This window comes from Rhodococcus sp. K11/5 (genome assembly GCF_055193735.1).
The window spans coordinates 3,150,924-3,171,992 of the sequence record NZ_CM143721.1 but is presented as its reverse complement, the minus strand read 5'-3'; the positions used below and the strand labels follow the sequence as shown (position 1 = coordinate 3,171,992).

The window sequence follows — 21,069 nt, the reverse complement described above, 5'->3', positions numbered from 1 at the left end:
GGGCCGGTGTGGCCGTGATCAGATGACGCCGCGTTGCTCGAGCGCGGACCGTTCGGTGTCGGACAGACCGAGCAGTCCGCCGTAGATGTCCGCATTGTGTTCCCCGAGTTCGGGTCCCGGATGGTTCACCGATCCCGGGCTCTCGCTCAGTTTCGGAACGACGCCCGCCATGGGAATCTCCCCGAAGTCCGGATGGGCCAGCCGCACGATGGCCTCGCGGGCGGCGAAGTGAGGATCGGAGAACATGTCGCGCGCGGTGTAGATGCGGCCGGCGGGCACGCCCGCTTCGTGCAGGACGTCGAGGACCTCGTCGGTGGCCCGAGCCGCGGTCCACTCGCCGATGGTGTCGTCGAGTTCGGTCATGTTCACCCCGCGCGACGCGTGGTCGCCGTAGCGGGGATCGTCGATCAGATCGGCGCGGTCCATGGCCGTGGCCAGTCGACGGAACACCGAATCCTGGTTGGCGGCGACCAGGATCATCTCCCCACCCTTGGTGGGGTAGACGTTGCTCGGCGCGATGTTGGGCAGCACCGACCCGGTGCGTTCGCGCTGATACCCGCCGATCTCCCATTCCGGGAGCAGCGATTCCATCATCGCCAGCACCGCCTCGTAGATCGCGGAGTCGACGAGCTGACCGCGGCCGGTGTTCTCGCGGTGGTGCACCGCGGTGAGGATGCCGATCGTGGCGAACACGGCGGCCAGCGAGTCACCGAGCGAGATCCCGGTGCGCGACGGGGGCATGCCGGCGTCGCCGGTGACGTATCGGATGCCGCCCATGGCCTCGCCGATGGAACCGAAACCGGCTCGGGGAGAATAGGGTCCGTTCTGTCCGTACCCGGTGACGCGGGCCATGATCAGACGCGGATTGATCTCGCGCATCTCCTCGAACCCCAGTCCCCACCGTTCCAAGGTGCCCGGGCGGAAGTTCTCGACGACGATGTCCGCGTCGCCGATGATGCGTCGGGCCAGGTCCTGGCCCTCGTCGCTGCGAAGATTGCACGTCACGGACTTCTTGTTGCGCGCCACCACCGGCCACCACAGCGATCGGCCGTGCGCCTTCTCCCGGCCCCACTGCCGCATGGGATCTCCCGTGCCCGGCGGTTCGAGCTTGATCACCTCCGCGCCGAAGTCGGCCAGCAACTGTCCGCAGAACGGTCCGGCCAGCAGCTGCCCCATCTCCACCACGCGTAGATCGGACAGCGGTCCGGATGCCTTGCTCATGAATGCTCCTTGGGGTCGTCAGCAGAGGTTCGGGACGGGAGAGACTGCAGAAGAACGTGTTTCGCGGCGCGCACGTGAGCGCGCATGACCGAATCGGCCCACACCTCGTCGCGGGCCCGCAGGGCCGCGACCAGGTCGCGGTGGTGGGCGTGGCTGCGTGTGAGGTCCACCGGTGCGTAGCGATGGAACGTCCGCATCACCAGGGGGAGTTGAATGACCGCCCCGAGCATCGTCATCAGCCGGGCACTGGCCGCGGCGGCGCGCACGATGGCGTGGAACTCGTCGTTGAGCTGCGCCATGAGATCGAGACGTTGCTGCGCCCCGGCGGCTGCCGCGTCCTCCATGAGGTCGCACAGCTCGTCGAGCCGGTCGGTGTCCTTGTCGTCGATCCGTGTCGCGGCGCGGGCGGCGGCCATTCCCTCGAGGGTCATGCGGAGGTCGTAGATCTCCTCGAGGTCCTCGGCCGTCCACTGGTAGACCCGCGCTCCACGATGGGGGAGCACCTCGACGAGCCCCTCCACCTCGAGCCGGCGCAGTGCTTCGCGCACGGGGGTCCGGCTGGTCTCGGTCAACTCGGCGATCTCCACCTCGCCGAGGCGGGCGGCAGGCGCGTACCGGCCCGAGACGATGCCGTCCCGAATGTGGGAGTACACGCGATCCACGGCTCTGGTCATGAGGAATTCGATCCGATCGTCGGGAGGAATTGTTCACAACGTATGCCTTCGATGTGTCGGTGTCTCGACTTTCGGCGTTAATGATCGGTTACATCGGAGTCATTGCATGCAATGTGCGTCCGGTGCAGGATGGACCGATGACAACGGTGGACCTCGTGGAGGTGGGGCCGCGCGACGGCCTGCAGAACGAACAGACCCTGGTGTCCGTCGAGGACAAGATCGAGTTGATCGAGCGCAGCATCGCGGCCGGAGTCCGTCGCATCGAGGCCGTCAGCTTCGTGAATCCCCGGCGCGTCCCGCAGATGGCAGGCGCCGAGGAGGTGATGGCCGGAGTGTCGCGTCGGGACGACGTGTCCTACATCGGCCTCGTGCTCAACCGGCGCGGACTCGAACGCGCGCTGGCCGCGGGCGTGGACGAGGTGAACGTGGTGGTCGTCGCGAGTGAGGAGTTCAGTCGGCGCAATCAGGGGTGCTCGGTGGCCGAGGGCATCGCGACGGCCGTGGACGTGGTGCGCGATGCTCGGGCCGCGGGAGTCGCGGGCACCGTCACCGTCGCCGCCTCGTTCGGGTGCCCGTTCACGGGCGAGGTCGACCCGGCCCTGGTGGGCACCATCCTGGCCGAGGTGGCCGCGTCCGAACCTGCGGAGATCGCTCTCGCGGACACCATCGGGGTCGGAGTGCCGGCGCAGGTCCATCGGCTCGCCGCGATCGCGACCGACGCCGCGCCGGGAATTGCGCAGCGGTGGCACTTCCACAACACGAGGAACACCGGCTACGCGAATGCGTTGGCGGCGTTGGAGACCGGCGCCCGCGCGCTTGACGCGAGCATCGGCGGCTTCGGCGGCTGCCCGTTCGCGCCCGCCGCCACGGGGAACATCGCGTCGGAGGATCTGATCTACGCCCTGGACCGGTCGGACGTCGAGACCGGGGTCGATCTGCGGACACTCGTCGACGCCGCCGACTGGCTGGCCGGGGTTCTGGACACGCGCGTCCCCGCCCTGCTCGGCCGAGCGGGCGGCTTTCCCCCCGCCGGATAGAGCGTCGGGTCAGGCCACGAGGGCGACGACGGAGCCGGCGACCGCGACCAGCGGCAGGACCCCCTGCTTGATCGCGGCCTGCCGCTTGGGGACGTTGGACACGAACAGCACGATGGCGGCGGCCAGCATGGAGCCGACGCCGGCGAGAACCAGCGACCATCCGGCGGCCGACCGATCCGCCGCGACCAGCACGATGCCCACGACGGTCACGATCGCGAGAAACAGGTTGTAGAACCCCTGATTGAAGGCGAACTCGCGCGTCACCTCGACCTCCTGCGCCGTCGCCGGACCGAACGTCGCGCGCGCCTGGCGGCCGTCCCACGCCAACGACTCCATGTAGAAGATCGCCACGTGCAGAGCCGCGGCCAGTCCCGCGAACAGCAAGGCGAAGCTATCCATGTCACTCCCGTGATGCGTGTGCGTCCGACCGCACCAGTGATACCAGGTCGCGGCGATCCGTGGGGTGACCCGGGAACGACGCGTTGCTACCGTGCACGCCATGGCGAGCGACGAGGTATCCCGGTCCCGCATCATCGTCTTCGTGGTTCCGTGCGTCGTGGCGATCGTGGTCAACATCGTTCTCGACGCCGCGCTCGACACCCCGATGCCGGTGCGGTGGGCCATCGCCGTGGCAGTGGGCGTCGGTGTCGCGTGGGTGGTCGAGTCGGTGCGGGCCCGACGGTCGGCGCGGTCGCGTCGCTGATCGGGCCGGGCGCACGTCTCGCGCACCCTCCAGTGAGACGCGCACCGTGCACGGTGCGCGAGATGCTGGAGGGTGCGCGGGGGCCGGTGATGTTGGAGGGTGATGGGGGGCGGTGATGCGCGCCGGCCCGGCCCGTCACTCCGCCGCGGCGATGTCCCGCCGGTAGGTGTAGATGCTCGCGGCCCCGGCGACCATGGCCGCCGCGAGGAGCATCCAGCCGCCGCCGATGAGGAGTCCCACCACGCCACCCGCGGCACCGCCGGCGATGAACGATGCGTAGAGAATGGCGTATCCACTCCATTCCGACCGGGTGCCGCCGCTGATGTGGCGTTCGATTCCCTGGCCGAGTTTGACCACCGTTCCGGTGACGTAGCTGAGCGGAACGGATACCTCGCCGTTCTTGACGAAGGACGTGTTGAGTGCGCCCATCGCGAAGGACACGAACGAGATCGGCACGATGCCGAGTGTGGTGTTGAACGTACCGGACGACGAGATGTCGGTGAGAGTGGCGATCAGCAACGCGAGGGTGGTGAGGTTGGTGGCGCCGTTCGGATGGTTCTTCCACAGATGTCGCCGACACAGCGACGCGACGACCACGCCGAGGATGAACACGGAGATCAGGATGAGTGCGGCGACGGCCATGAACGGATCGCCGTGGAAGTAGCCGAGCACCGCTCGCTCCGTGTTGCCGGTCATGAAGGTCACGAAGTATCCGGTCGAATGGATGAACGCGGCTGCGCCCACGAACCCGGCCAGCGCGGCCAGCACGCTCGACAGCCTTGTCTCCGACGTCTCCCTGTGTGCGCCGACGGTGACGTCCGCGATCACGTCGATGGTCGTCGTGACCCCGGAATCGATGACAACTTTGGTCTTTCTGAAGATCCCCACTCGTGCGTTTCTACCTGCTGATCCGAAAGTTGCATCTTCACAGCCATTTTCGTGGGAAACATCACCTCCGAGGCGAACGCCGTTGTTACTCGGCCACGATCAGGCCCTGGGCGTGCACGCACGCCAGGGCCTGCATGGTGTCGATGGTCGCGCCCGCCAGGCGGGCGGACGTCCAGAAGGTGGCGTCCATCGCGCTTCCGCGAAGGTCGGCGCCGTCGAGTTTCAGTCCGGCGGTGCGCGCTCCGGTGAAGTCCGCGCCCCGCAGGATCGCCTTGCGGAGGTCGGTACCGACGAGGTTGGCCTCGCGCAGCCGACAGTTCGACAGATCCACCTCACGCAGGTCCAGGCCGCCGAGCGAGGTGAGGGTGAAATCGACCTCGTCGAACGTGGCGGGACGCAACCGCGAATCCGCGATGGTCGAACCCAGGAACGACGAGTGACGGAAGGTGCTCTGCCACAAGCGGGTCCGCCGAAAATCGCAGGTACGGAAAGCGGAACCGCGGTGTACCGAGTCGGTGAGATCCGCCCCCGCGAAGGTGCAGTCCGTGAACACCACGTTCTCGGTGGTCAGTCCGCTCAGATCGGCGTCGACGAAGCTGCAGGAGGTGTACGTGCGTCCCGACCACGTCTGCCCGTGCGCATCGATCTCGTCGAAACTCCGACCCTCGAACTCTTCCTGATCACTCACCGCCCGAGCCTATTCCCGGTCGTCGGAATTCGAGAGGCGAGCGATCAAGGCGGACAGTGGCATCGGACGACCCAGGTGATACCCCTGCGCCATCTCCGCGCCGACGTCGTGTACCCGATCCAGGCCGTCGACGTCCTCGACACCCTCGATGACGATCTCGGCGTCGAGCGCGTGCCCGAGTTGGACGGCCGCCCGCAGGATGTTGCCGCCGCGTTCGCTGCCGAGCGAGCGGTTCAGCAGGGATCGATCGACCTTGATGATGGAGGGCTCGAGCCGATCCAGCAGCTCCAGGTTGGAGTATCCGGTGCCGAAATCGTCGATGCTGATCCGGGCGCCGAAGCGGCTGAGCACCGCGAGCGTGTCCCGTGCGCGTCCGGTGTCGTCCAGAAGGACGGATTCGGTGACCTCCACGACGAGCTTGCCGAAACCGCCGGCGGGCGACCACACCAGCAACCAGTCGATGATCTCTCGCTCGTCGAGCTCGGCGGCAGAGAGATTCACCGCCACATCCGGTCTCGCATCGCCGAACGCTTCGTGGAGCGCCGTCAGATCGTCGTCGAGCAGGGACAGCACGATCTTTCCCAGGGCGCGGAGTTGGCCGGTCTGCACGGCGTGGTCGATGAACTGTGCGGCGGAGACGATCTCGCCGTCGCGACGCCACCGCACGAGGGCCTCGACGATGGTGACCTCCCCGGTCCGCACGTCGAGGATGGGCTGGTAGTGCAGTTCGAAGTCGCGGTTGCGGACCGCCTCGCCGAGTTGGTGGCGAATCGCGGCACGTTCGTCGGCCGCCTCGTTCATCACCGACGCGAAGTACATGTGGCGGTCGCGGCCGTTCTTCTTCGCCGCGTACATCGCGGTGTCGGCGTTGTGCAGCAGTTCGTCCGCGGTGGCGGCGTCGGCGGGGTAGACGGCGATCCCGATCGATGCGGCGAGGTAGGCCAACGAGTCCGGAAGCGCGATGGGTTCCCGAATCGCAGCGAGGACCCGATGAGCCAGCAGCTCGAGACCGTCGAGATCTTCGTGGCGGGTCACGAGGATCGCGAACTCGTCGCCGCCGAGGCGGCCCACGATGTCGTGGCGACGTGCCGCTCGGCGCAACCGGCTGGCCACGGTGGCCAGCACGACATCGCCGGCGCGGTGTCCGAAGCGATCGTTGAGCTCCTTGAAACCGTCGAGATCGATCCACAGGGCCGCGACGCCGGCGACATCGGTGGCGATGATGTCCACCGTGGTCGAACGGAAGAACTGCCGGGTGAGCAGCCCGGTCTGCTGGTCGAACTGCTCCTTGGCCGAGAGATCGGCGCTGATCCGGCGCATGCGCGAGATGTCGTAGACGACGGCGACACGATGGGACGCGGTGTCGGAGCTGTCGGAGCCGTCGGCGGCGGCGACGTCCTGGAACTCGATCGTCACCGGCCTCGACACCCCGTCCGAGTCGACGACGGTCCAGTCCTCGGCGGCGTCCGGACGCTCGTTCGGCACGCGGCTGAGCATCATGGCGAGCGGAGTGCCGATCAGTGCAGCGGCGTCGTACCGGGTCAACAGCGCGAAACCCGCACTGACCCCGAGGATACGGTCGTCGGCGTCGAGCACCACGATGCCCGCGGTGGCCGTCCGCAGGAGCGCCCGGAGGACTTCCTCGCGCTCGTTCGCGACGCCCTCGAGGCGGTGGCGATCGGTGACGTCGACGGCGCTGCCGACGATCATCGCGCGGTCCCGGCCCTCGCCGGGGACGGAGTGGGCCGACTCGTCGATCCACCGAATCGTGCCGTCCGGTCGCCGGATCCGGTACTCCATCCACCAGTCGCGCCGCGTGCCGGCGTACACGGTGGCAACTCGGTCGCGGTCCTCGGGATGGACGGCGGACAGCAGCAGCGACGGATCCGCGAGCACCTGTCCGCGGTCGAGACCGTAGAGGTCCTCGATCCGCGAGTTGACGAAGGTGAGGCCACCGTCCGGGTCGCGTTGCCAGACGAGTTCGCGGATGGAGTCGGTGGTGATCTCGAGGTTGCGCAGGGCCCGATCCCGAGCACGTCGGGCCGCACTCACGTCGCTGACGTCGGTGACCACCACGATCACGCCCTGCACGTCGCCGTCGGCGCCGACGTACGGCTGCGTCTGCAACAGATGATCGGAGTTGCCGGCGTGCAGTTCTCGCATCTGCGGCGTGCGGTTGTGCAGCGTGTTCAGAAGGTCGTCGCGAAGACCGTCGATCGGCACGGTCGTGGGGACGGCGAGCAGCGGCCGCCCGTGATCGGAGTCGATCAGCGAGAACAGGCGCACCGCCAACGGGGTGAAGCGGGTGACCTTCAATTCGCGGTCCACGATGACCAGCCCACTGGTCAGCGACAGCTGGATGTTGAGCAGGTCGGTGTTGACGCGCAGGGCTTCGTTCGTTCGCTCCTGCAGTTCCTGATTGAGCGTCGTGAGTTCCTCGTTGGTGGCCTCGAGTTCCTCGTTGGCCGCCTGCGCCTCCTCGCCCGTCGCCTGCAGTTCCTCCGAGGACGCCTGCAGTTCCTCGTTCATCGCCTGCAGTTCCTCGTTGGAGGTACTGAGGTCGTGCACGATCAGCTCGAGGGCACGTTGCGCCTCGTCGAGTTCGGCCGCCACGTCGGCCGGCACCGCGCCGGGAACGTGTGTGACGGGCCGGTCCTCGGCGGGGCCCTCGACGGCGCGGAACACGACCATCGAGCGTTGCGACTGCTCGCCGGGGAGCCCCGCCACGGTGATGTCGACGGTGGAATCCTCGTCGGAGACCACTCGACGCACCTCCGCCGCGCCGCCGTGATGGAGCTGTCCGAGCATGGTGCGCACCACGACGCGAAAGGGCTCGCGCAGCACCTCGGACACCGCGCCGGTCTGGCGACCCTCGGACACCGCACACCAGCGGCTCACGTCCCCGATGATCTCGATCAGCAGATCTCGCTCGTCCAGCACCAGCGTCGGCGGTGCGACGGCCTGCAGGACCCGCCGGTAGGGAACGCGCGCGGCATCGGTCTCGTCCTCGGCGGGTCGCGAGACCGCGTCGCTGCCCGCGACCTTGATCGGATTGAGATAGCGGCTCACCGAGAGCGACGGAGGGCGGGCGCTCTCGCCGCGGCGGTAGATGCGGTTGGGGTGGTCGACTGTGGTGAACACGGCGTCGATGTGGGGGATGCGTTCGGACTGACCGAGTACGACGGATCCACCCGGCACCAACGAGTAGTGCAGGAGGTGCAGAACGCGCTCCTGCAGGCTCGGCTCGAAGTAGATCAACGTGTTGCGGAGCGAGACCAGGTGGATGCGGGGGAAGGGCGGATCGAAGGCGACGTTGTGTCGTGCGATGACGATGCACTCACGCAGTTCGGGTGACACGGCGAATTCGGAACCGATGCGGTCGAACCATCGGTCCCGCAGACGCTCGGGCACGGCCGCGACGGCTGCTTCGGTGTAGCGCCCCCGGCGCGCGACGGCGAGGGCGGCCTCGTCGAGATCGGTCGCGAAGACCTTGAGGTGGGTCGTGACGTCGTGGACTCCGGCCTGCGTCAACGCGTCGGCGGCGACCATGGCCAGGGTGTAGGCCTCCTCGCCACTGGCGCACCCCGGGACCCAGAGGCGTAGGGCTGCGCCCGGTTCGAGGGCGTCGACGATGGAGCGCACGTGGGCGGCGACGGCGTCCCACACCCGGAGGTCACGGAAGAACGAGGTGACGCTGATCAACACGGCCCGGCCCAGGCTGTCCGCCTCGGTGGCACTGCGCGCCACGAGGTGGGCGTACTCCAGCGGGGAGGTGTCGGTGATGCGGCGGCGCCTCACCACCTGACGGTGCAGGGTGGACCGCTTGTACCCGGAGAAGTCGATACCCGTCGACTTGTACATGCTCAGAATGATGCTGTCGAGATCGCTGATCTGGGTGTCGGTCACGTCGCCGAAATCCAGGTGATCCGGGTCCACCTGGTCGGCAACGGCGGGATCCGACGCGCGATTCGGACCGAACAGCAGGCGTTCGAGATGCTCGGCGATGGTTTCCGCGGTCACCGAGAGATCGACGGATCCGGTGGCGAACGCGCTGCCCGGCATGTGCGAGTACGTCGCGGTGGTCGGGTCCTGGACGGCGACCACCGCACCGGCCGCGCGCAGGGCTTCGACGCCGGAGGCGCCGTCGTCTCCGGTTCCGGACAGCACCACGCCGACGGCGCGTGTTCCGTGGGACTCGGCCAGCGACATCATGAGCCGGTCGATGTCGGGCCAGGGTCGACGGTCCTCGTCGCCCGCGGGCAGACGCAGGGTGGTGCCCTCGACCGTGATGTCGGTGCCCTGAAGGGTGACGTAGACGGTACCGGGTTCCACCGTGGTCCCGTCCTCGGCGGCGACGACCTTCAGCCGCGTGGTTCGCGCGAGAAGGTCGACGAGCGCGGTGTCGTGGGACTGGTCGAGATGTTGAGCGACCACGAAGCACCACGGAAGATCGGCACGGGCGGGTGCGAGCAACTTCGACAGCGCATCCAGCCCGCCGGCCGAGCTTCCCACGCCGATGATGCGGAACGCGGACGCATCGTCGTCGGGTCCTGTCATGCAACAGACCTCTCTGGCCGGAGTCGCCCCACCTAACCACGAAACGGTCTCGCATCTTCGGTGGATAGGCCGACGGGTCTGTTTCGGACCGCCGATTCAGCGAGTGGCCCAGGCGGACCACAGTTCGGCGTACCGGCCTCCCGCGGCCAGGAGTTCGCCGTGCGTCCCCTGCTCGAGGATCCGGCCGTGTTCGAGCACCACGACGCGATCCGCCCTCGCCGCCTGGGTGAGCCGATGCGCGACGACGAGGGTGGTGCGGCCGCGGGTCGCGGCGGCCGCCGCGTCCTCGAGTTCGCGCGCTCCGGCGCTGCCGGCCTCGGCGGTCGCCTCGTCGAGCACGGCCACGGACGGATCGGCCAGGACCAGACGAGCCAGGGCGAGTTGCTGCGACTGTGCGGCGGTCAGATCGTGCCCGCTCTCCCCGACGACGGTGTCGAGGCCGTCGCTCAGACCGGCCACCCACGACGCCGCGCCGACGGTGGTCAGGGCGGCCACGAGGGCGCTGTCGTCGGCGTCGGGCGCGGCGAGTCGAAGGTCGTCGGCGAGGGTGCCGCTGAACACGTGGACCTCCTGGCTGACGATGGCCACGTGGCGGCGCAGGCCGCGAGAACCGAGATCGGCCAGGGAGACGCCACCGACGCGGACCGTGCCCGCCGTCGGTGACGTCGATCCGGCGGCGATCGCCGCCAGGGTGGATTTCCCCGCGCCGGTGGAACCGACGAGTGCGACGGTCCGGCCCGGCTCGATCCGTAGATCGATCCCGTGCAACACGTCGTGACGGCCGTCGTAGGAGTGCCGGAGGCCGCTGACCTCGAGCCCCGAATCGGTCGGCCGGGCGCCGGTGCCCACCGCGCGATCGTCGGGAATGTCGACCACGCCGACCAGGCGTGCCAGGGAGGCACCGGCCGACTGCACGTCGTCGAACGAGTACATCAACATGCCGATGGGGTTGAAGAGCCGGTGGAACAGCAGTGCGGCCGCCGTCGTCTGCCCGACGGTCACGGCATCGTCCCGCACGAGCAGGAAGCCGACCGCGAGGATGACCGAGAGCCCGATGCACTCGGCCCGGTTGCTGCGGGATCCGAACCGGGTGAACAGCCGGAAGACGGTGATCGCGATGTCGCGCGCACGTCCCGACGCGGCGTCGATCCGGTTCAGATGGCGGTCCTCGAGGCCGTACGCCCGGACGGTGCGGGAGCCCTGCATGCTGCTGATCAGGGCCTGGGAGCGCTCACCCAAGGCCACGCGCTCCGCGGCGTAGAGAGGGGCGGACTTGGGCAGGTACCAGTGCAACGCCATCGCGTAGAGCGGGAGGGCGACCATGCCGGCCAGCCCGAGTCGCCAATCCAGGCCGAGCATCGCGATCATCGACATCACCACCAGTAGCACGGCCGCCAGGATGTTGGGCACCACCTCGCCGATGGACTTGGCCATCACGGCGACGTCGTCCCCGACACGCGAGAGCAGATCGCCCTTGCCGACGCGTTCGAGAGTGCTCGTGGGCAGGTGCAGCGATCGGGCGAGCACCCGTTCGCGCAGCGACGCGAGGATGGACTCGCCCAGCCGGCCGATGAGGTACGACGCGACGGCCGTGAACACCCCGCCGATCACGGCGGCCACCGTGATCACCGCGACCACACCGAGGATCGTCGAGGCCGGTGCGCCCTCGCCGACACGATCGACCAGGATCCCGAACACGTAGATGGGGACCAGCGCCGTGGCGGCGGCCACCGCGCCGACGATCAGGGTGAGCGCCGCGGGAACGCGGCGGGCTCGGAGTTCGGCACCGAGGAATCGCCAGGATCGACCCGCCGTGGCGATCGGCAGGATCTCGGGTGTCGCGGCGGTCATCGGAGCACCGAGTCCCGATAGCGGGAGTCGTCGGCCGCGAGTTCGTGGTGCGTGCCGTCGGCGACGACGCGGCCGTCGTCGATCACCACCACTCGGTGCGTGGCGGCCAGCAGGGCGGGACTGGTGGTGATGACGACGGTGGTGTGCGCCGAGGAATCGGCGTGCCGCAACCCGTCGATGCCCTGCGCGATGGCGTGCTCGGTGACGGCGTCGACGGCGGTGGTGGGATCGTGCAGCACCAGAACCGGACTTCCCGTCGACAGCGCCCGGGCGAGGGCCACCCGCTGACGCTGGCCGCCCGAGAGGCTCGCCCCCCGATCGGTGACGACGGCGTCCAGCCCCTCCTCGTGCAGCTCGGCGACGTCCGTGGCCGCGGATGCGTGCAGGATCGACACGAGCCGCTCCTCGTCGAGGTCGGACGTCGCGGTCACGTTGCTGCGCAGCGTGCCCGCGAACAGATCGGTGTCGTGGGGCTCGACCAGAACGGTGCGCCGCACCTCGGTCGGCCCCAACCGGGCGGTGCCGATTCCGCCGATCTCGACGGTTCCCGTGTAGTCGTCGGGGGAGACGTGTCCGGACAGCAGCGCGGCCAGCGCCTCCGCGTCCTGCGGGCGGTAGGCGACGACGCCGACGAGCTCACCCGGAGTCAGAGTCAGATCGACGGACTCGAGGGACCGGTACCGGACGCCGCGGACCCGCACGTCCGTCGCGGTCGGCGCCTGGCCCGAGCCGACCCCCAGTACGTGCGGGGCCCCCAGGACCAGGGCGAGCCGATCCGCGGAGCCGCGCACCACCGCGGCGACGCCGGGCAGGCGCGAGAGCGATCCGAGTGGTTCGATGATGAACTGCGAGAGTCCCACGACGGTGATGAGCTCACCGATCGAGATGCGGCCCTGCAGCGCGAAGTAACCCGCGGCGCCGGCGATACCGACCGACAGCAGCGCGCTCACCGTGGCGGCGACGCCCAGATAGACGCTGTTGGCGCGCACCACGGTCAGGGTGGCGGTCAGCGCGGACCGACTCGCGGTGCGGAAGCGCTCGGCCGCCGCGTCCTCGGCGCCGAGTCCGCGCAGCGGGCGCACCCCGCTCACCAGGTCGGTCGCCATGCCGGACACGGCGGCCACCCGCGTCTGCTGCTCGGTGGCCCGGCGGGTGAGCAGCGGCGCGGACAGCTGCAGGAGAAGCAGGATGACCGGTGTTCCGATCAGCACGGCCAATCCCAGCGGCACGTCGATCACCAGCAGGGCCACCGCGGCCACGATCAGCGCGGTGCCGGCGGCCAGTACGCGCGCGATGACGTCCAGAATCCACGAGGTCTTCTCCGCGTCGGTCGTGCTCACCGTGAGCATCTCGCCCGCCCCGAGTTCCGTCCGGACTCCTCTCGGATCCAGGACCCGGCCGGCGACCTCGACGCGCATCAGGTGCGCCTCGCGCTCGATCGCGACGACGATGATGCGTGCGCCGATGCGGTAGGCGAACGAGAGCACCACGAACAGCGCGGCCAGCCCCACCAGCGAGAGGACCATCGCACGTCCGTCACCGGTGGCGATCGCCCGAGCCACGATGAGACCGATGGCGACGGGGACCATCGTCTCGCAGAACTGGTGCACGCAGAACAGCAGCGACGATCCGGCCAGCCGCGCACGTTGTCGGCGGACGGTCCGGCCGAGCACGGCGGTGCCGGTGGACAGGTCGCCTGATCGCATCAGGGGACCCTAACTCACGCGCGCGAGTGTGATGCGTGTCGCTCCGGACCGATGCAGAGTCACCCGACCCCCACCGTCGTTACGAATTGTTCTCAGATGGCAACGAAGGAGACAGCTGTGGTTCCCCAGCACGGACAGAACAACGACCACGTCAACCTCGACAACGAGGTTCCCCAGGATTTCGCGCGTACCACTCGGGCCCATGCCGGTGAGGCGATCACCGACACGCGCAACTGGCCGGGTTACGTGCTCATCGCGCTGGGTCTGGCCGCTCTCGGTGCCATGCTGACCGCGGCGGGCGGCGGTTTCGAGGGATGGGTTCTCATCACCGGCATCGCGAGCCCGGTGTTGATCGCAGCGGGCGTGCTGCTCGTCCTGCTCGAACGCCGTCGGATCAAGGCGAAAGAGGGCAAATCGCTTCTCGACCCCGGTGGTCACTGACCGCGAGCGCAGTCCCGACGCCGTGAGGGCGACACCCGGCACATGCGCCGCCACCGACAGCAACGACGGACGACGGCGGTATCTCGACGCCTGGTCGGAGCTGCACGGTGGCTACGACGTTCACCGGTCTCACCTGGTTCGCGGGTGGCTGACGGTGATCTACGCGTTGGCGGTGCCCCTCGTCCGGCTTCGGGTGGCCCCGAGTGCGCTCACCGGCGTCGGCGTCCTCTTCGCGATGACCGCGGTGCCGGTCGCGACGGCAGGCGCGGTCGGGCTGATCCTGGCGTCGTTGCTGCTCGTGTCCTCCGCCCTGGTGGACAGTCTCGACGGCGCCGTCGCCGTTCTCCGTGACCGATCGTCCGCGTTCGGCTACGTCGTCGACTCGGTCGCCGATCGTCTCTCCGACCTCGCCGCGTTCACCGTGCTGTGGGTTCTCGGGGCGCCACCGCTCGCCGTCCTCGTCGTGGCGGTGCTGACACTTCTTCAGGAAACCGCTCGCGCGCGGGCGGTGTCGGCCGGCATGCGCGACATCGAGATCGTGACCGTGTGGGAGCGACCGTCGCGGACCATCACCGTCGTCGTCACCGCGCTGGGGTGCGTGTTCGTCGCGGATACAGTTGTCTTCGCGACGATCGGCATCGTGATCGGGTGCGTTCTGGCGGTCATCGGTTCGGCCCAGATCGCGGTCACGATGTTCCGACGGTTGCGCTCCGTTCCTGCACCACGAGGCGATCGCACTCGAGGGTGAACACCCAGCCCATCAGTACCAGGATGTGCAGCAGGAACAACCACAACCCGAGTGCGACGACCGCGCCGACGGCTTCCAGGCCCCCGAACGGCCCGGACCACGGAATGGGAATGGCCAGGAACAGCACGAAGCCCTGCAGGAAGCCGGCGACGATCGACGACGTAACCAGCGCTCCGACCACCGTGGACGTCCACGACAGCCGGGTCGGCGCGACCACCCGGAACGTCCACCCGATCGGTATCGCGAGCACCAGCCAGATCGTCACGAACCCCAGCCAGACGCGGAACGCCGAGGCCGCGACTCCCGACACCCCGTCGCCGATGGTCACGGACGCCAACGCGTTGCCCGCGAGCAGAACCGGGGCGAGCAGCAGCGGCGCCACGATCAGAACGGGCAGCGAGAGCAGCCGACCGCGCCAGCCGATGTAGTTCTCGGTCACCGGTTCGTACACCAACAGCGCGCGCCGCATGCCCTCGCCGTAGAAGGTGGCGGGCAGGATCGCGACCACGGCGGCGAGCAGACCGAGCTGGGTACCGGCCTCGAAGAGTGCGTCGACCGCTCCGGGCGCCCCCGTCGCTCCGGGCAGCACCGACGCGATGGCGTCGCCGTACCGCAGAACCGAGTCGGTCCCGAACAGGGCGGTGGACATCCGCAATCCCAGCAGCAGCATCGGGATCAGCGCGATGCCGCCGTAGAAGGTCACGCCCGCCGCGATCAGCGCGGTGTCGCGCGTCGCCGTCCGGGTGCGCATACCGGCACGAATCCGTCGATGTCTGCGCACCAGGGTGATCCAGATGCGCACCGGGCCGACGGTGTCCGGTGCAGTGCTCATCGCATCGCTGTACCCGCAGGTCGCGTGGGTCAATCGAGTTTCGCGGATCGGGCGGAGGGGTACGTATGCACCGTCCCCAAACGAAAAGGTGTCGCACAGTGACCCGTGGTTCCGATGTCGTCTCCACCCCCTACCCCCTGGGTGTCAGCCGACGTTCCGAAGGGCGCGCCAACGTCGCGCTCTACTCCGAGACCGCCGACACCGTCCGCGTCGTGACCTTCGACGCCGACGGCCACGAGACGGGGTCGACCGAACTGACCGAGTACACCGGGCACGTCTTCCACGGTCTGGTCGACGGGATGGAGGTCGGGACCCGGTACGGATTCCGCGTCGACGGTCCGTGGGATCCGGCGTCCGGACTGCGGCACAACGCCGCGAAGCTGCTGCTCGATCCGTACGCGAAAGCGGTCGCGGGCGGCGTCGAGTGGGACGAGGCCGTCTTCGGCCACCATCACGACGAGCCCGAGACCCGCAACGACGCCGATTCCGCGCCGTTCATGCCGCGTTCGGTGGTCGTGGACGACGCGTTCGACTGGGGCGACGACACCGCCCCGCGCATTCCGCTGTCGGAGACCGTCGTCTACGAGATGCACGTCAAGGGCTTCACGCAGACCGATTCCGAGGTCGACGAGAACATCCGCGGAACCTACGCCGGTCTCGCGCACCCCAAGGCGATCGAGAAGCTGACCCGGTTGGGTGTCACCTCCGTCGAACTGCTGCCCATCCACCAGTTCGTCCAGGATTCGCATCTGCTCGAGGAGGGCCGCCGGAACTACTGGGGCTACAACTCCATCGGATTCCTCGCCCCGCACAACGAATACAGCAGCAGCGGTGACACGGGCGGTCAGGTCACCGAGTTCAAGGAGATGGTCAAGGCTCTGCACGCCGCGGGACTCGAGGTCATCCTCGACGTGGTCTACAACCACACGGCCGAGGGCAACCACCTGGGTCCGACGCTGTCGCTCAAGGGAATCGACAACGGGTCGCACTACCGCCTGGTGCCCGAGGACAACAGCGCGTACTTCGACACCACCGGCACCGGCAACAGCCTCAACGTGGGGCACCCGGCCGCCCTCGCTCTGATCATGGACTCCCTGCGCTACTGGGTCACCGAGATGCACGTCGACGGGTTCCGCTTCGACCTCGCGAGCACCCTGACGCGGCAGGACGAGGACCTGAGCAAGCACAGCGCCTTCCAGGATCTGATCCACCAGGACCCCGTGCTCGCGCCGATCAAGATGATCGCCGAGCCCTGGGACACGCAGGGCTACCAGGTCGGCGGTTTCCCGGCGCGGTGGTCGGAGTGGAACGGAAAGTTCCGCGACGACGTCCGTGACTTCTGGCGCGGCGAGGACGGCAGCCTGTCGGCGTTGGCCCAGCGCGTGTCCGGCAGTCCGGACGTCTACGAGAACGATCGACGCCCGACGCTCGCCAGCGTCAACTTCATCACCGCACACGACGGTTTCACCCTCGCCGACCTCACGGCCTACGACGAGAAGCACAACGAGGAGAACGGCGAGGACAGCCAGGACGGCGAGTCCGACAACCGCTCCTGGGGTTGCGGCGCGGAGGGCCCGACCGACGATCCCGAGATCACCGCACTGCGGGACCGTCAACGACGAAACCTGTTGTCCACCTTGTTGTTGTCGGCCGGAGTGCCGATGATCCTCGGGGGCGACGAGATGGCTCGCACCCAGGGGGGCAACAACAATGCCTACTGCCAGGACAACGAGATCTCCTGGTTCGACTGGGAGAACGCCGATGCCGAACTCGTGGAGTTCACGACGGAGCTGATCGCCCTGCGCCGCGAGCACCCGGCGTTGAGGCCGGTGTGGTTCCGCCACGGCGAGGACGGAGACACGCAGGACACCGTGGACTTCCAACGCGCCGACGGAGTCGCGATGGGGGACGACGACTGGAGCGACGGCTCGAGCAAATCGATCGCGGTCCTCTACAAGTCGAGCCGCGAGAACACGATCTTCCTGTGGCTGATGAACGCTTCCGACGGAGCCGTGAATTTCACTCTGCCGCAGGAGACCTGGTCCGTCACCATGTCGAGCGACCCGGAGCAGGCCGTGGACGACGGTGCCGCCGAGATCCTGGTACGCGATCGATCGTTCACGTTGCTGCAGGCCCGAGCAGCGTAGCGAGCACCACCGCGGCGCGAGCGGACTCGGGGACCGCCGCGCCGCGCGCGAGATCGTGAGCGGTCGCGGACGCCGCCGCGACGAGGAATCGGGTGTCGGCCGACGTCAGTTCGGGCCGGATCGACCGGAGCAGGTGGCTCCACTCCGCCCGCTCCTGGGTCAGGAGATCGAGTACGGTCCGGCGCACCGGATCACCGACGTTCGCGTACTCGAGACGGAGAACCGCCGATGCAGGTCGCGAGAGAAGGTCGGCGGTCACGGCGTCGACGAGTCGGGACACCGCTTCTCGCGGCGACTTCGATTCCGCGAGCACGGTGGACATGCGTTCGGCCGACCGCTGCGCCGCGCGCAGACACACCTCGTCGAGCACGTCGGATCGGCTGCGAAAGTATCGGTAGAGCGTTGCCGGAGCGAGGTCGACGGAGCCGGTGATGTCCCGCACCGTGACCGCCTCCACGCCGTGCTCGGCGAACAGCGCGGCGGCCGCGTCGAGCAACCTCTGCCGCCGGGTCGCCGGAGCGAGCCCGCCGCGTTCGACGGGCGACGGGTGAGCGACGGCGGGCGGAGGCGTGGTCGCGGCCGTGACGATCGCCTCGCTCAGGAGATCGACGACGCGTCGGGTCGACGACGCGGTGCGGTGAGTACCGACACTCGACACCACCGCCAGCGTGGCGACACCGGCTCGATACGGATCGACGGTGTCCGAGAAGCGTTGTGCGGCAGCCTGTACGGCGGCGGTCACCGCGGCCGTACGGTCGTCGATCACGGTGCGATCCTCGGGTCGCAGATGGTGCCGGTTGCGGCGCAGGGACCCGACGCCGGTGCGCACCGGCATCGCCGACCGGAGCAGGGCACGGGCCACGTCCGGGAACTCCGCTCGCGGCCCCGGCTCGGCGGCCGCCCGCGCGAGCCGCTCCGCCGTCGCCGTCGTGGATCGGTGCAGCAGAGCGTATTTGGAGGGGTGGTGGCGGTAGATCGCCGGCCCGGTGGCGCCGACCGCGGCCGCGATGTCGTCGATCCCCACCGCGGCGTACCCGTGGCGCGCGAACAGAGCGGTGGCGGCGGTGAGGATGCGGCGGTCGGTTCGGGCGGATCCGGGGGTCATCGTCCGCGGACGGCGGCGGGGTGGATCTCGACCTCGCTCGCCTTGACCACGAAACAGACGCGCATTCCGGGGGCGAGGTCCAGGTCGGCCACCGCGCTCACGGTGACGTCGGCGTGCAACCGCGGCAGGGCGGCCGTCGGCGCCGAGGTGACTCGGACGAACGAGCCGTGCGCATCGAGGTGGGCGATCTCGACGTCGAGTACGTTGCGTGGGCTTCCCGCCGGATCGGTGAGGTGGATCGCGACCGCGGCGGGGGAGATCAAAGCGACCGCGGCGGTGCCGCTCGGAATGTCTGCGGCGATGCCGTGCGGAACTCGGGCCGCGGCTCGCCCCACGATCGGGGTGCCGCCCGTGGTGGTGAGGGTCCCGTCCCCGCCGGCGGTGCCCTCGACGAGGTTGATGCCCGCGATCGACGCGCCGAACGCGCTGCGCGGCGCGGTGAGCACGTCACGCACCGGACCGGTCTCCACCACCGTGCCCTTCTCGATCACGGTGGCCGTGGTCGCGAGGGTGAGCGCATCCACCCGGTCGTGCGTCACCAGTAGGGTCGTGCGCGGCCGATCGCGAAGAATATCCCGCAGGACCCGCCGCATGGCGGGGGCGGAGTCGGCGTCGAGCGCCGCGAAGGGTTCGTCGAGCAGGAGAACGTCGGGGTCCGCGGCCAGCGCCCGGGCGAGGGCCACTCGTTGGGCCTGACCGCCCGAGAGGGCGCCGGGCCTGCGGTCGGCGAGGTGACCCGCGCCGACCGCGTCGAGCCAACGCCGCCCCTCGCGTTCGGAGTCGCGTCGACCGAGGCCGCGGCTGCGCGGCGCGAAGGCCACGTTGGCCAGCGCGGTGAGATGGGGGAAGAGCAGAGCCTGCTGCGCGAGCAGGGCCACCGATCGACGATGCGGTGCGACCGCGATCCCCGACGCGGTGTCGGTGAGGATTCGCGAACCCACCTCGACGCGCGCGGTGTCCGGGCGCAGCAGCCCCGCGACGACGGCGAGCGCTGTGGACTTTCCGGCGCCGTTGGGGCCGAGAAGAGCCGTGACCTCGCCGGACGCGACAGTGAGGGCGAGATCGACGCCTCGTTCGGCCGAGATCGCGGTGAGCGACAGACCGGTCGCGCGGTCGGCGATGTTCACAGGGCACCGGCTGTTCGTCGGCCTCGGGTGAGCAGCACGATCAGGCCCGCAGCCAGGACCAGCAGCAGGGACAGGGCCACTGCCGCGTCGGGATCGATCTCGCGTTGCAGGTAGATCTCCAATGGGAGGGTCCTGGTGACGCCCTGCAAAGATCCGGCGAAGGTCAGCGTCGCCCCGAATTCGCCGAGCGCGCGAGCGAACGACAGCACCGCCCCGGACGCGAGACCGGGGAGAACCATGGGGAGGGTCACGCGGCGGAGCACCGTCGTCGGGCGCGCGCCGAGGGTCGCGGCGATCACCTCGTACCGAGTACCGGCCGTCCGCAGCGCTCCCTCCAGGCTGATGACGAGAAACGGCAGGGCCACGAAGGTCTGGGCGAGAACGACAGCCGCGGTGGTGAACGCGATGTCGATGCCCCACGCATCGAGATGGCGCCCGAGCAGTCCCTGACGGCCGAAGGCGTAGAGCAGCGCGATCCCGCCGACCACCGGGGGCAGCACGAGGGGGAGGAGGACGAGCGTGCGCATCGCGGAGACCACGCGGGAGGTCGAGCGCGCGAGAACCAGCGCCATCGGCACACCGAGGATCACGCACAGCAGGGTGCTGACGGACGCGGTCTGGAGGCTCAGGACGGTGGCGGCCCGCGCCGATTCGGAGGTGATCAGGGCCAGGAACGTCGAGGGGTCGACCGCGAGCACCATCGCCACGAGCGGTGCGGCGATCAGCGCCCCACCGAGCAGGGCCGGCACCAGAATCCAGACGGGGATCCTCGCGGCGGGGTTCGCACCGATCACGGCGAGGGCGGGGTCTCGACGATCACCGTCGTCGCCTTGACGACGGCGACCGCGACACTTCCGGGTTCCAGGCCCAGCGCGCGGACCGAGGAGGCGCTCATCAGCGAGGTCACCGTGAACGCACCGCACTGCATCTGGACCTCGGCCATCACGGTGTCGGCGGTGACGGAGGTGACCAGGCCGGCCAACCGGTTGCGGGCCGAGCTCACGGTGCCGCTGGGATCGGGCGGGGTGGACGCCCGGTCGCGCGCGTGAGCGGCGAGGGATGCGCCGTCGAGGACGGTGCGACCGGCGGCGTCCTTGTGGGACGCCACCACGCCGCTGTCGATCCACCTCCGCACGGTGTCGTCGCTGACTCCCACCAGCGCGGCGGCGTCCTTGACCCGGAGATCGGTCACGGCCGCACGCACCCGGTGGACGCAGATGCGGACAGGACGCGGCAATCGGGACGCATTCGCTCATGGTAGCCGGACGTCTCGCGGCGCGGGTGGGCTGTGACATCCCCCCAGAACGCCGCGGTGGCCGCCACGAGGTTCAGCGGCGGCGCACC

Annotated in this window: 18 protein-coding genes; 5 read left to right on the top strand and 13 right to left on the bottom strand. The window is 69.2% G+C overall.

What is annotated here, in order from left to right; genetic code table 11:
• Positions 1–18: 18 nt before the first annotated feature.
• Positions 19–1,221: a CaiB/BaiF CoA transferase family protein gene (locus ACY466_RS14930; protein ID WP_463246179.1), complete on the bottom strand. Its 1,203-nt coding sequence runs from the start codon at positions 1,219–1,221 to the stop codon at positions 19–21.
• On the bottom strand, positions 1,218–1,895 hold the full coding sequence (locus ACY466_RS14925) for a GntR family transcriptional regulator (RefSeq protein WP_463246177.1): 678 nt from the start codon (positions 1,893–1,895) through the stop codon (positions 1,218–1,220). The genes ACY466_RS14930 and ACY466_RS14925 overlap by 4 nt, the downstream gene beginning before the upstream one ends.
• 137 nt (positions 1,896–2,032) lie before the next feature.
• On the opposite strand from ACY466_RS14925, the gene ACY466_RS14920 reads away from it, so the two are divergent.
• The gene (locus tag ACY466_RS14920) at positions 2,033–2,932 is read left to right on the top strand and encodes a hydroxymethylglutaryl-CoA lyase (protein WP_463246175.1); all 900 of its coding nucleotides are present in this window, start codon (positions 2,033–2,035) and stop codon (positions 2,930–2,932) included.
• Positions 2,933–2,941: 9 nt separating this feature from the next.
• Here the strand turns inward: ACY466_RS14920 and ACY466_RS14915 are convergent, their stop codons facing one another.
• Positions 2,942–3,331, bottom strand: a complete 390-nt coding sequence (locus tag ACY466_RS14915) for a DUF1304 domain-containing protein (RefSeq protein ID WP_463246173.1) — start codon at positions 3,329–3,331, stop codon at positions 2,942–2,944.
• A gap of 100 nt (positions 3,332–3,431) precedes the next feature.
• On the opposite strand from ACY466_RS14915, the gene ACY466_RS14910 reads away from it, so the two are divergent.
• Positions 3,432–3,635: a hypothetical protein gene (locus ACY466_RS14910; protein ID WP_463246171.1), complete on the top strand. Its 204-nt coding sequence runs from the start codon at positions 3,432–3,434 to the stop codon at positions 3,633–3,635.
• Between the two features lie 135 nt (positions 3,636–3,770).
• Here the strand turns inward: ACY466_RS14910 and ACY466_RS14905 are convergent, their stop codons facing one another.
• The 5 genes from ACY466_RS14905 to ACY466_RS14885 all read right to left on the bottom strand — a co-directional run bounded on the left by ACY466_RS14905 (position 3,771) and on the right by ACY466_RS14885 (position 13,325).
• Positions 3,771–4,460 (bottom strand): YoaK family protein, encoded by a 690-nt coding sequence (locus tag ACY466_RS14905; protein WP_463252310.1) that lies wholly within the window; start codon positions 4,458–4,460, stop codon positions 3,771–3,773.
• 148 nt (positions 4,461–4,608) lie between these two features.
• The gene (locus ACY466_RS14900; RefSeq protein ID WP_463246169.1) at positions 4,609–5,211 is read right to left on the bottom strand and encodes a pentapeptide repeat-containing protein; all 603 of its coding nucleotides are present in this window, start codon (positions 5,209–5,211) and stop codon (positions 4,609–4,611) included.
• Positions 5,212–5,220: 9 nt separating this feature from the next.
• Positions 5,221–9,768, bottom strand: coding sequence for an EAL domain-containing protein (locus ACY466_RS14895; RefSeq protein ID WP_463246167.1), 4,548 nt, complete (start codon positions 9,766–9,768; stop codon positions 5,221–5,223).
• Between the two features lie 96 nt (positions 9,769–9,864).
• Positions 9,865–11,619, bottom strand: coding sequence for an ABC transporter ATP-binding protein (locus ACY466_RS14890; protein WP_463246165.1), 1,755 nt, complete (start codon positions 11,617–11,619; stop codon positions 9,865–9,867).
• The gene (locus ACY466_RS14885) at positions 11,616–13,325 is read right to left on the bottom strand and encodes an ABC transporter ATP-binding protein (RefSeq protein WP_463246164.1); all 1,710 of its coding nucleotides are present in this window, start codon (positions 13,323–13,325) and stop codon (positions 11,616–11,618) included. Before ACY466_RS14885 ends, ACY466_RS14890 begins: the two co-directional genes overlap by 4 nt.
• A gap of 96 nt (positions 13,326–13,421) precedes the next feature.
• Here ACY466_RS14885 and ACY466_RS14880 point away from each other — a divergent pair, with 96 nt between their 5' ends.
• Both ACY466_RS14880 and ACY466_RS14875 read left to right on the top strand, forming a co-directional pair.
• A complete protein-coding gene (locus ACY466_RS14880; RefSeq protein WP_463246162.1) occupies positions 13,422–13,766 on the top strand; it encodes a hypothetical protein in 345 nt (114 codons plus the stop codon).
• Positions 13,756–14,514 carry a CDP-alcohol phosphatidyltransferase family protein gene (locus tag ACY466_RS14875; RefSeq protein WP_463246161.1) on the top strand — a complete coding sequence of 253 codons (759 nt, stop codon included), beginning with the start codon at positions 13,756–13,758 and terminating at the stop codon, positions 14,512–14,514. The genes ACY466_RS14880 and ACY466_RS14875 overlap by 11 nt, the downstream gene beginning before the upstream one ends.
• On the opposite strand, the gene ACY466_RS14870 is transcribed toward ACY466_RS14875, so the two are convergent.
• Positions 14,453–15,346, bottom strand: coding sequence for a YhjD/YihY/BrkB family envelope integrity protein (locus tag ACY466_RS14870; protein ID WP_463246159.1), 894 nt, complete (start codon positions 15,344–15,346; stop codon positions 14,453–14,455). The two genes, ACY466_RS14875 and ACY466_RS14870, sit on opposite strands and share 62 nt — an antisense overlap.
• 98 nt (positions 15,347–15,444) lie before the next feature.
• Between ACY466_RS14870 and glgX the strand changes: the two genes are divergently transcribed.
• Positions 15,445–17,493: a glycogen debranching protein GlgX gene (gene glgX, locus ACY466_RS14865; protein ID WP_463246158.1), complete on the top strand. Its 2,049-nt coding sequence runs from the start codon at positions 15,445–15,447 to the stop codon at positions 17,491–17,493.
• Here glgX and ACY466_RS14860 read toward each other — a convergent pair.
• From ACY466_RS14860 to ACY466_RS14845, 4 genes are read right to left on the bottom strand one after another with little or no spacing between them, the layout of a single operon-like run.
• Entirely contained in the window at positions 17,465–18,598 is a 1,134-nt protein-coding gene (locus ACY466_RS14860) for a TetR/AcrR family transcriptional regulator (RefSeq protein ID WP_463246156.1), read from the bottom strand. The two genes, glgX and ACY466_RS14860, sit on opposite strands and share 29 nt — an antisense overlap.
• The gene (locus tag ACY466_RS14855) at positions 18,595–19,725 is read right to left on the bottom strand and encodes a sulfate/molybdate ABC transporter ATP-binding protein (RefSeq protein ID WP_463246154.1); all 1,131 of its coding nucleotides are present in this window, start codon (positions 19,723–19,725) and stop codon (positions 18,595–18,597) included. The genes ACY466_RS14860 and ACY466_RS14855 overlap by 4 nt, the downstream gene beginning before the upstream one ends.
• Positions 19,722–20,519 (bottom strand): ABC transporter permease, encoded by a 798-nt coding sequence (locus ACY466_RS14850; protein ID WP_463246152.1) that lies wholly within the window; start codon positions 20,517–20,519, stop codon positions 19,722–19,724. Before ACY466_RS14850 ends, ACY466_RS14855 begins: the two co-directional genes overlap by 4 nt.
• Positions 20,516–20,917, bottom strand: a complete 402-nt coding sequence (locus ACY466_RS14845; RefSeq protein WP_463246150.1) for a TOBE domain-containing protein — start codon at positions 20,915–20,917, stop codon at positions 20,516–20,518. The genes ACY466_RS14850 and ACY466_RS14845 overlap by 4 nt, the downstream gene beginning before the upstream one ends.
• Between the last annotated feature and the right edge of the window lie 152 nt (positions 20,918–21,069).

Bases quoted from the DNA above. Each gene is read 5' to 3' on its own strand.
- ACY466_RS14930 (WP_463246179.1), bottom strand. From the start codon at position 1,221: ATGAGCAAGGCATCCGGACCGCTGTCCGATCTACGCGTGGTGGAGATG.
- ACY466_RS14925 (WP_463246177.1), bottom strand. From the start codon at position 1,895: ATGACCAGAGCCGTGGATCGCGTGTACTCCCACATTCGGGACGGCATC.
- ACY466_RS14920 (WP_463246175.1), top strand. From the start codon at position 2,033: ATGACAACGGTGGACCTCGTGGAGGTGGGGCCGCGCGACGGCCTGCAG.
- ACY466_RS14915 (WP_463246173.1), bottom strand. From the start codon at position 3,331: ATGGATAGCTTCGCCTTGCTGTTCGCGGGACTGGCCGCGGCTCTGCAC.
- ACY466_RS14910 (WP_463246171.1), top strand. From the start codon at position 3,432: ATGGCGAGCGACGAGGTATCCCGGTCCCGCATCATCGTCTTCGTGGTT.
- ACY466_RS14895 (WP_463246167.1), bottom strand. From the start codon at position 9,768: ATGACAGGACCCGACGACGATGCGTCCGCGTTCCGCATCATCGGCGTG.
- ACY466_RS14890 (WP_463246165.1), bottom strand. From the start codon at position 11,619: ATGACCGCCGCGACACCCGAGATCCTGCCGATCGCCACGGCGGGTCGA.
- ACY466_RS14885 (WP_463246164.1), bottom strand. From the start codon at position 13,325: ATGCGATCAGGCGACCTGTCCACCGGCACCGCCGTGCTCGGCCGGACC.
- ACY466_RS14880 (WP_463246162.1), top strand. From the start codon at position 13,422: ATGGCAACGAAGGAGACAGCTGTGGTTCCCCAGCACGGACAGAACAAC.
- ACY466_RS14870 (WP_463246159.1), bottom strand. From the start codon at position 15,346: ATGAGCACTGCACCGGACACCGTCGGCCCGGTGCGCATCTGGATCACC.
- ACY466_RS14860 (WP_463246156.1), bottom strand. From the start codon at position 18,598: ATGACCCCCGGATCCGCCCGAACCGACCGCCGCATCCTCACCGCCGCC.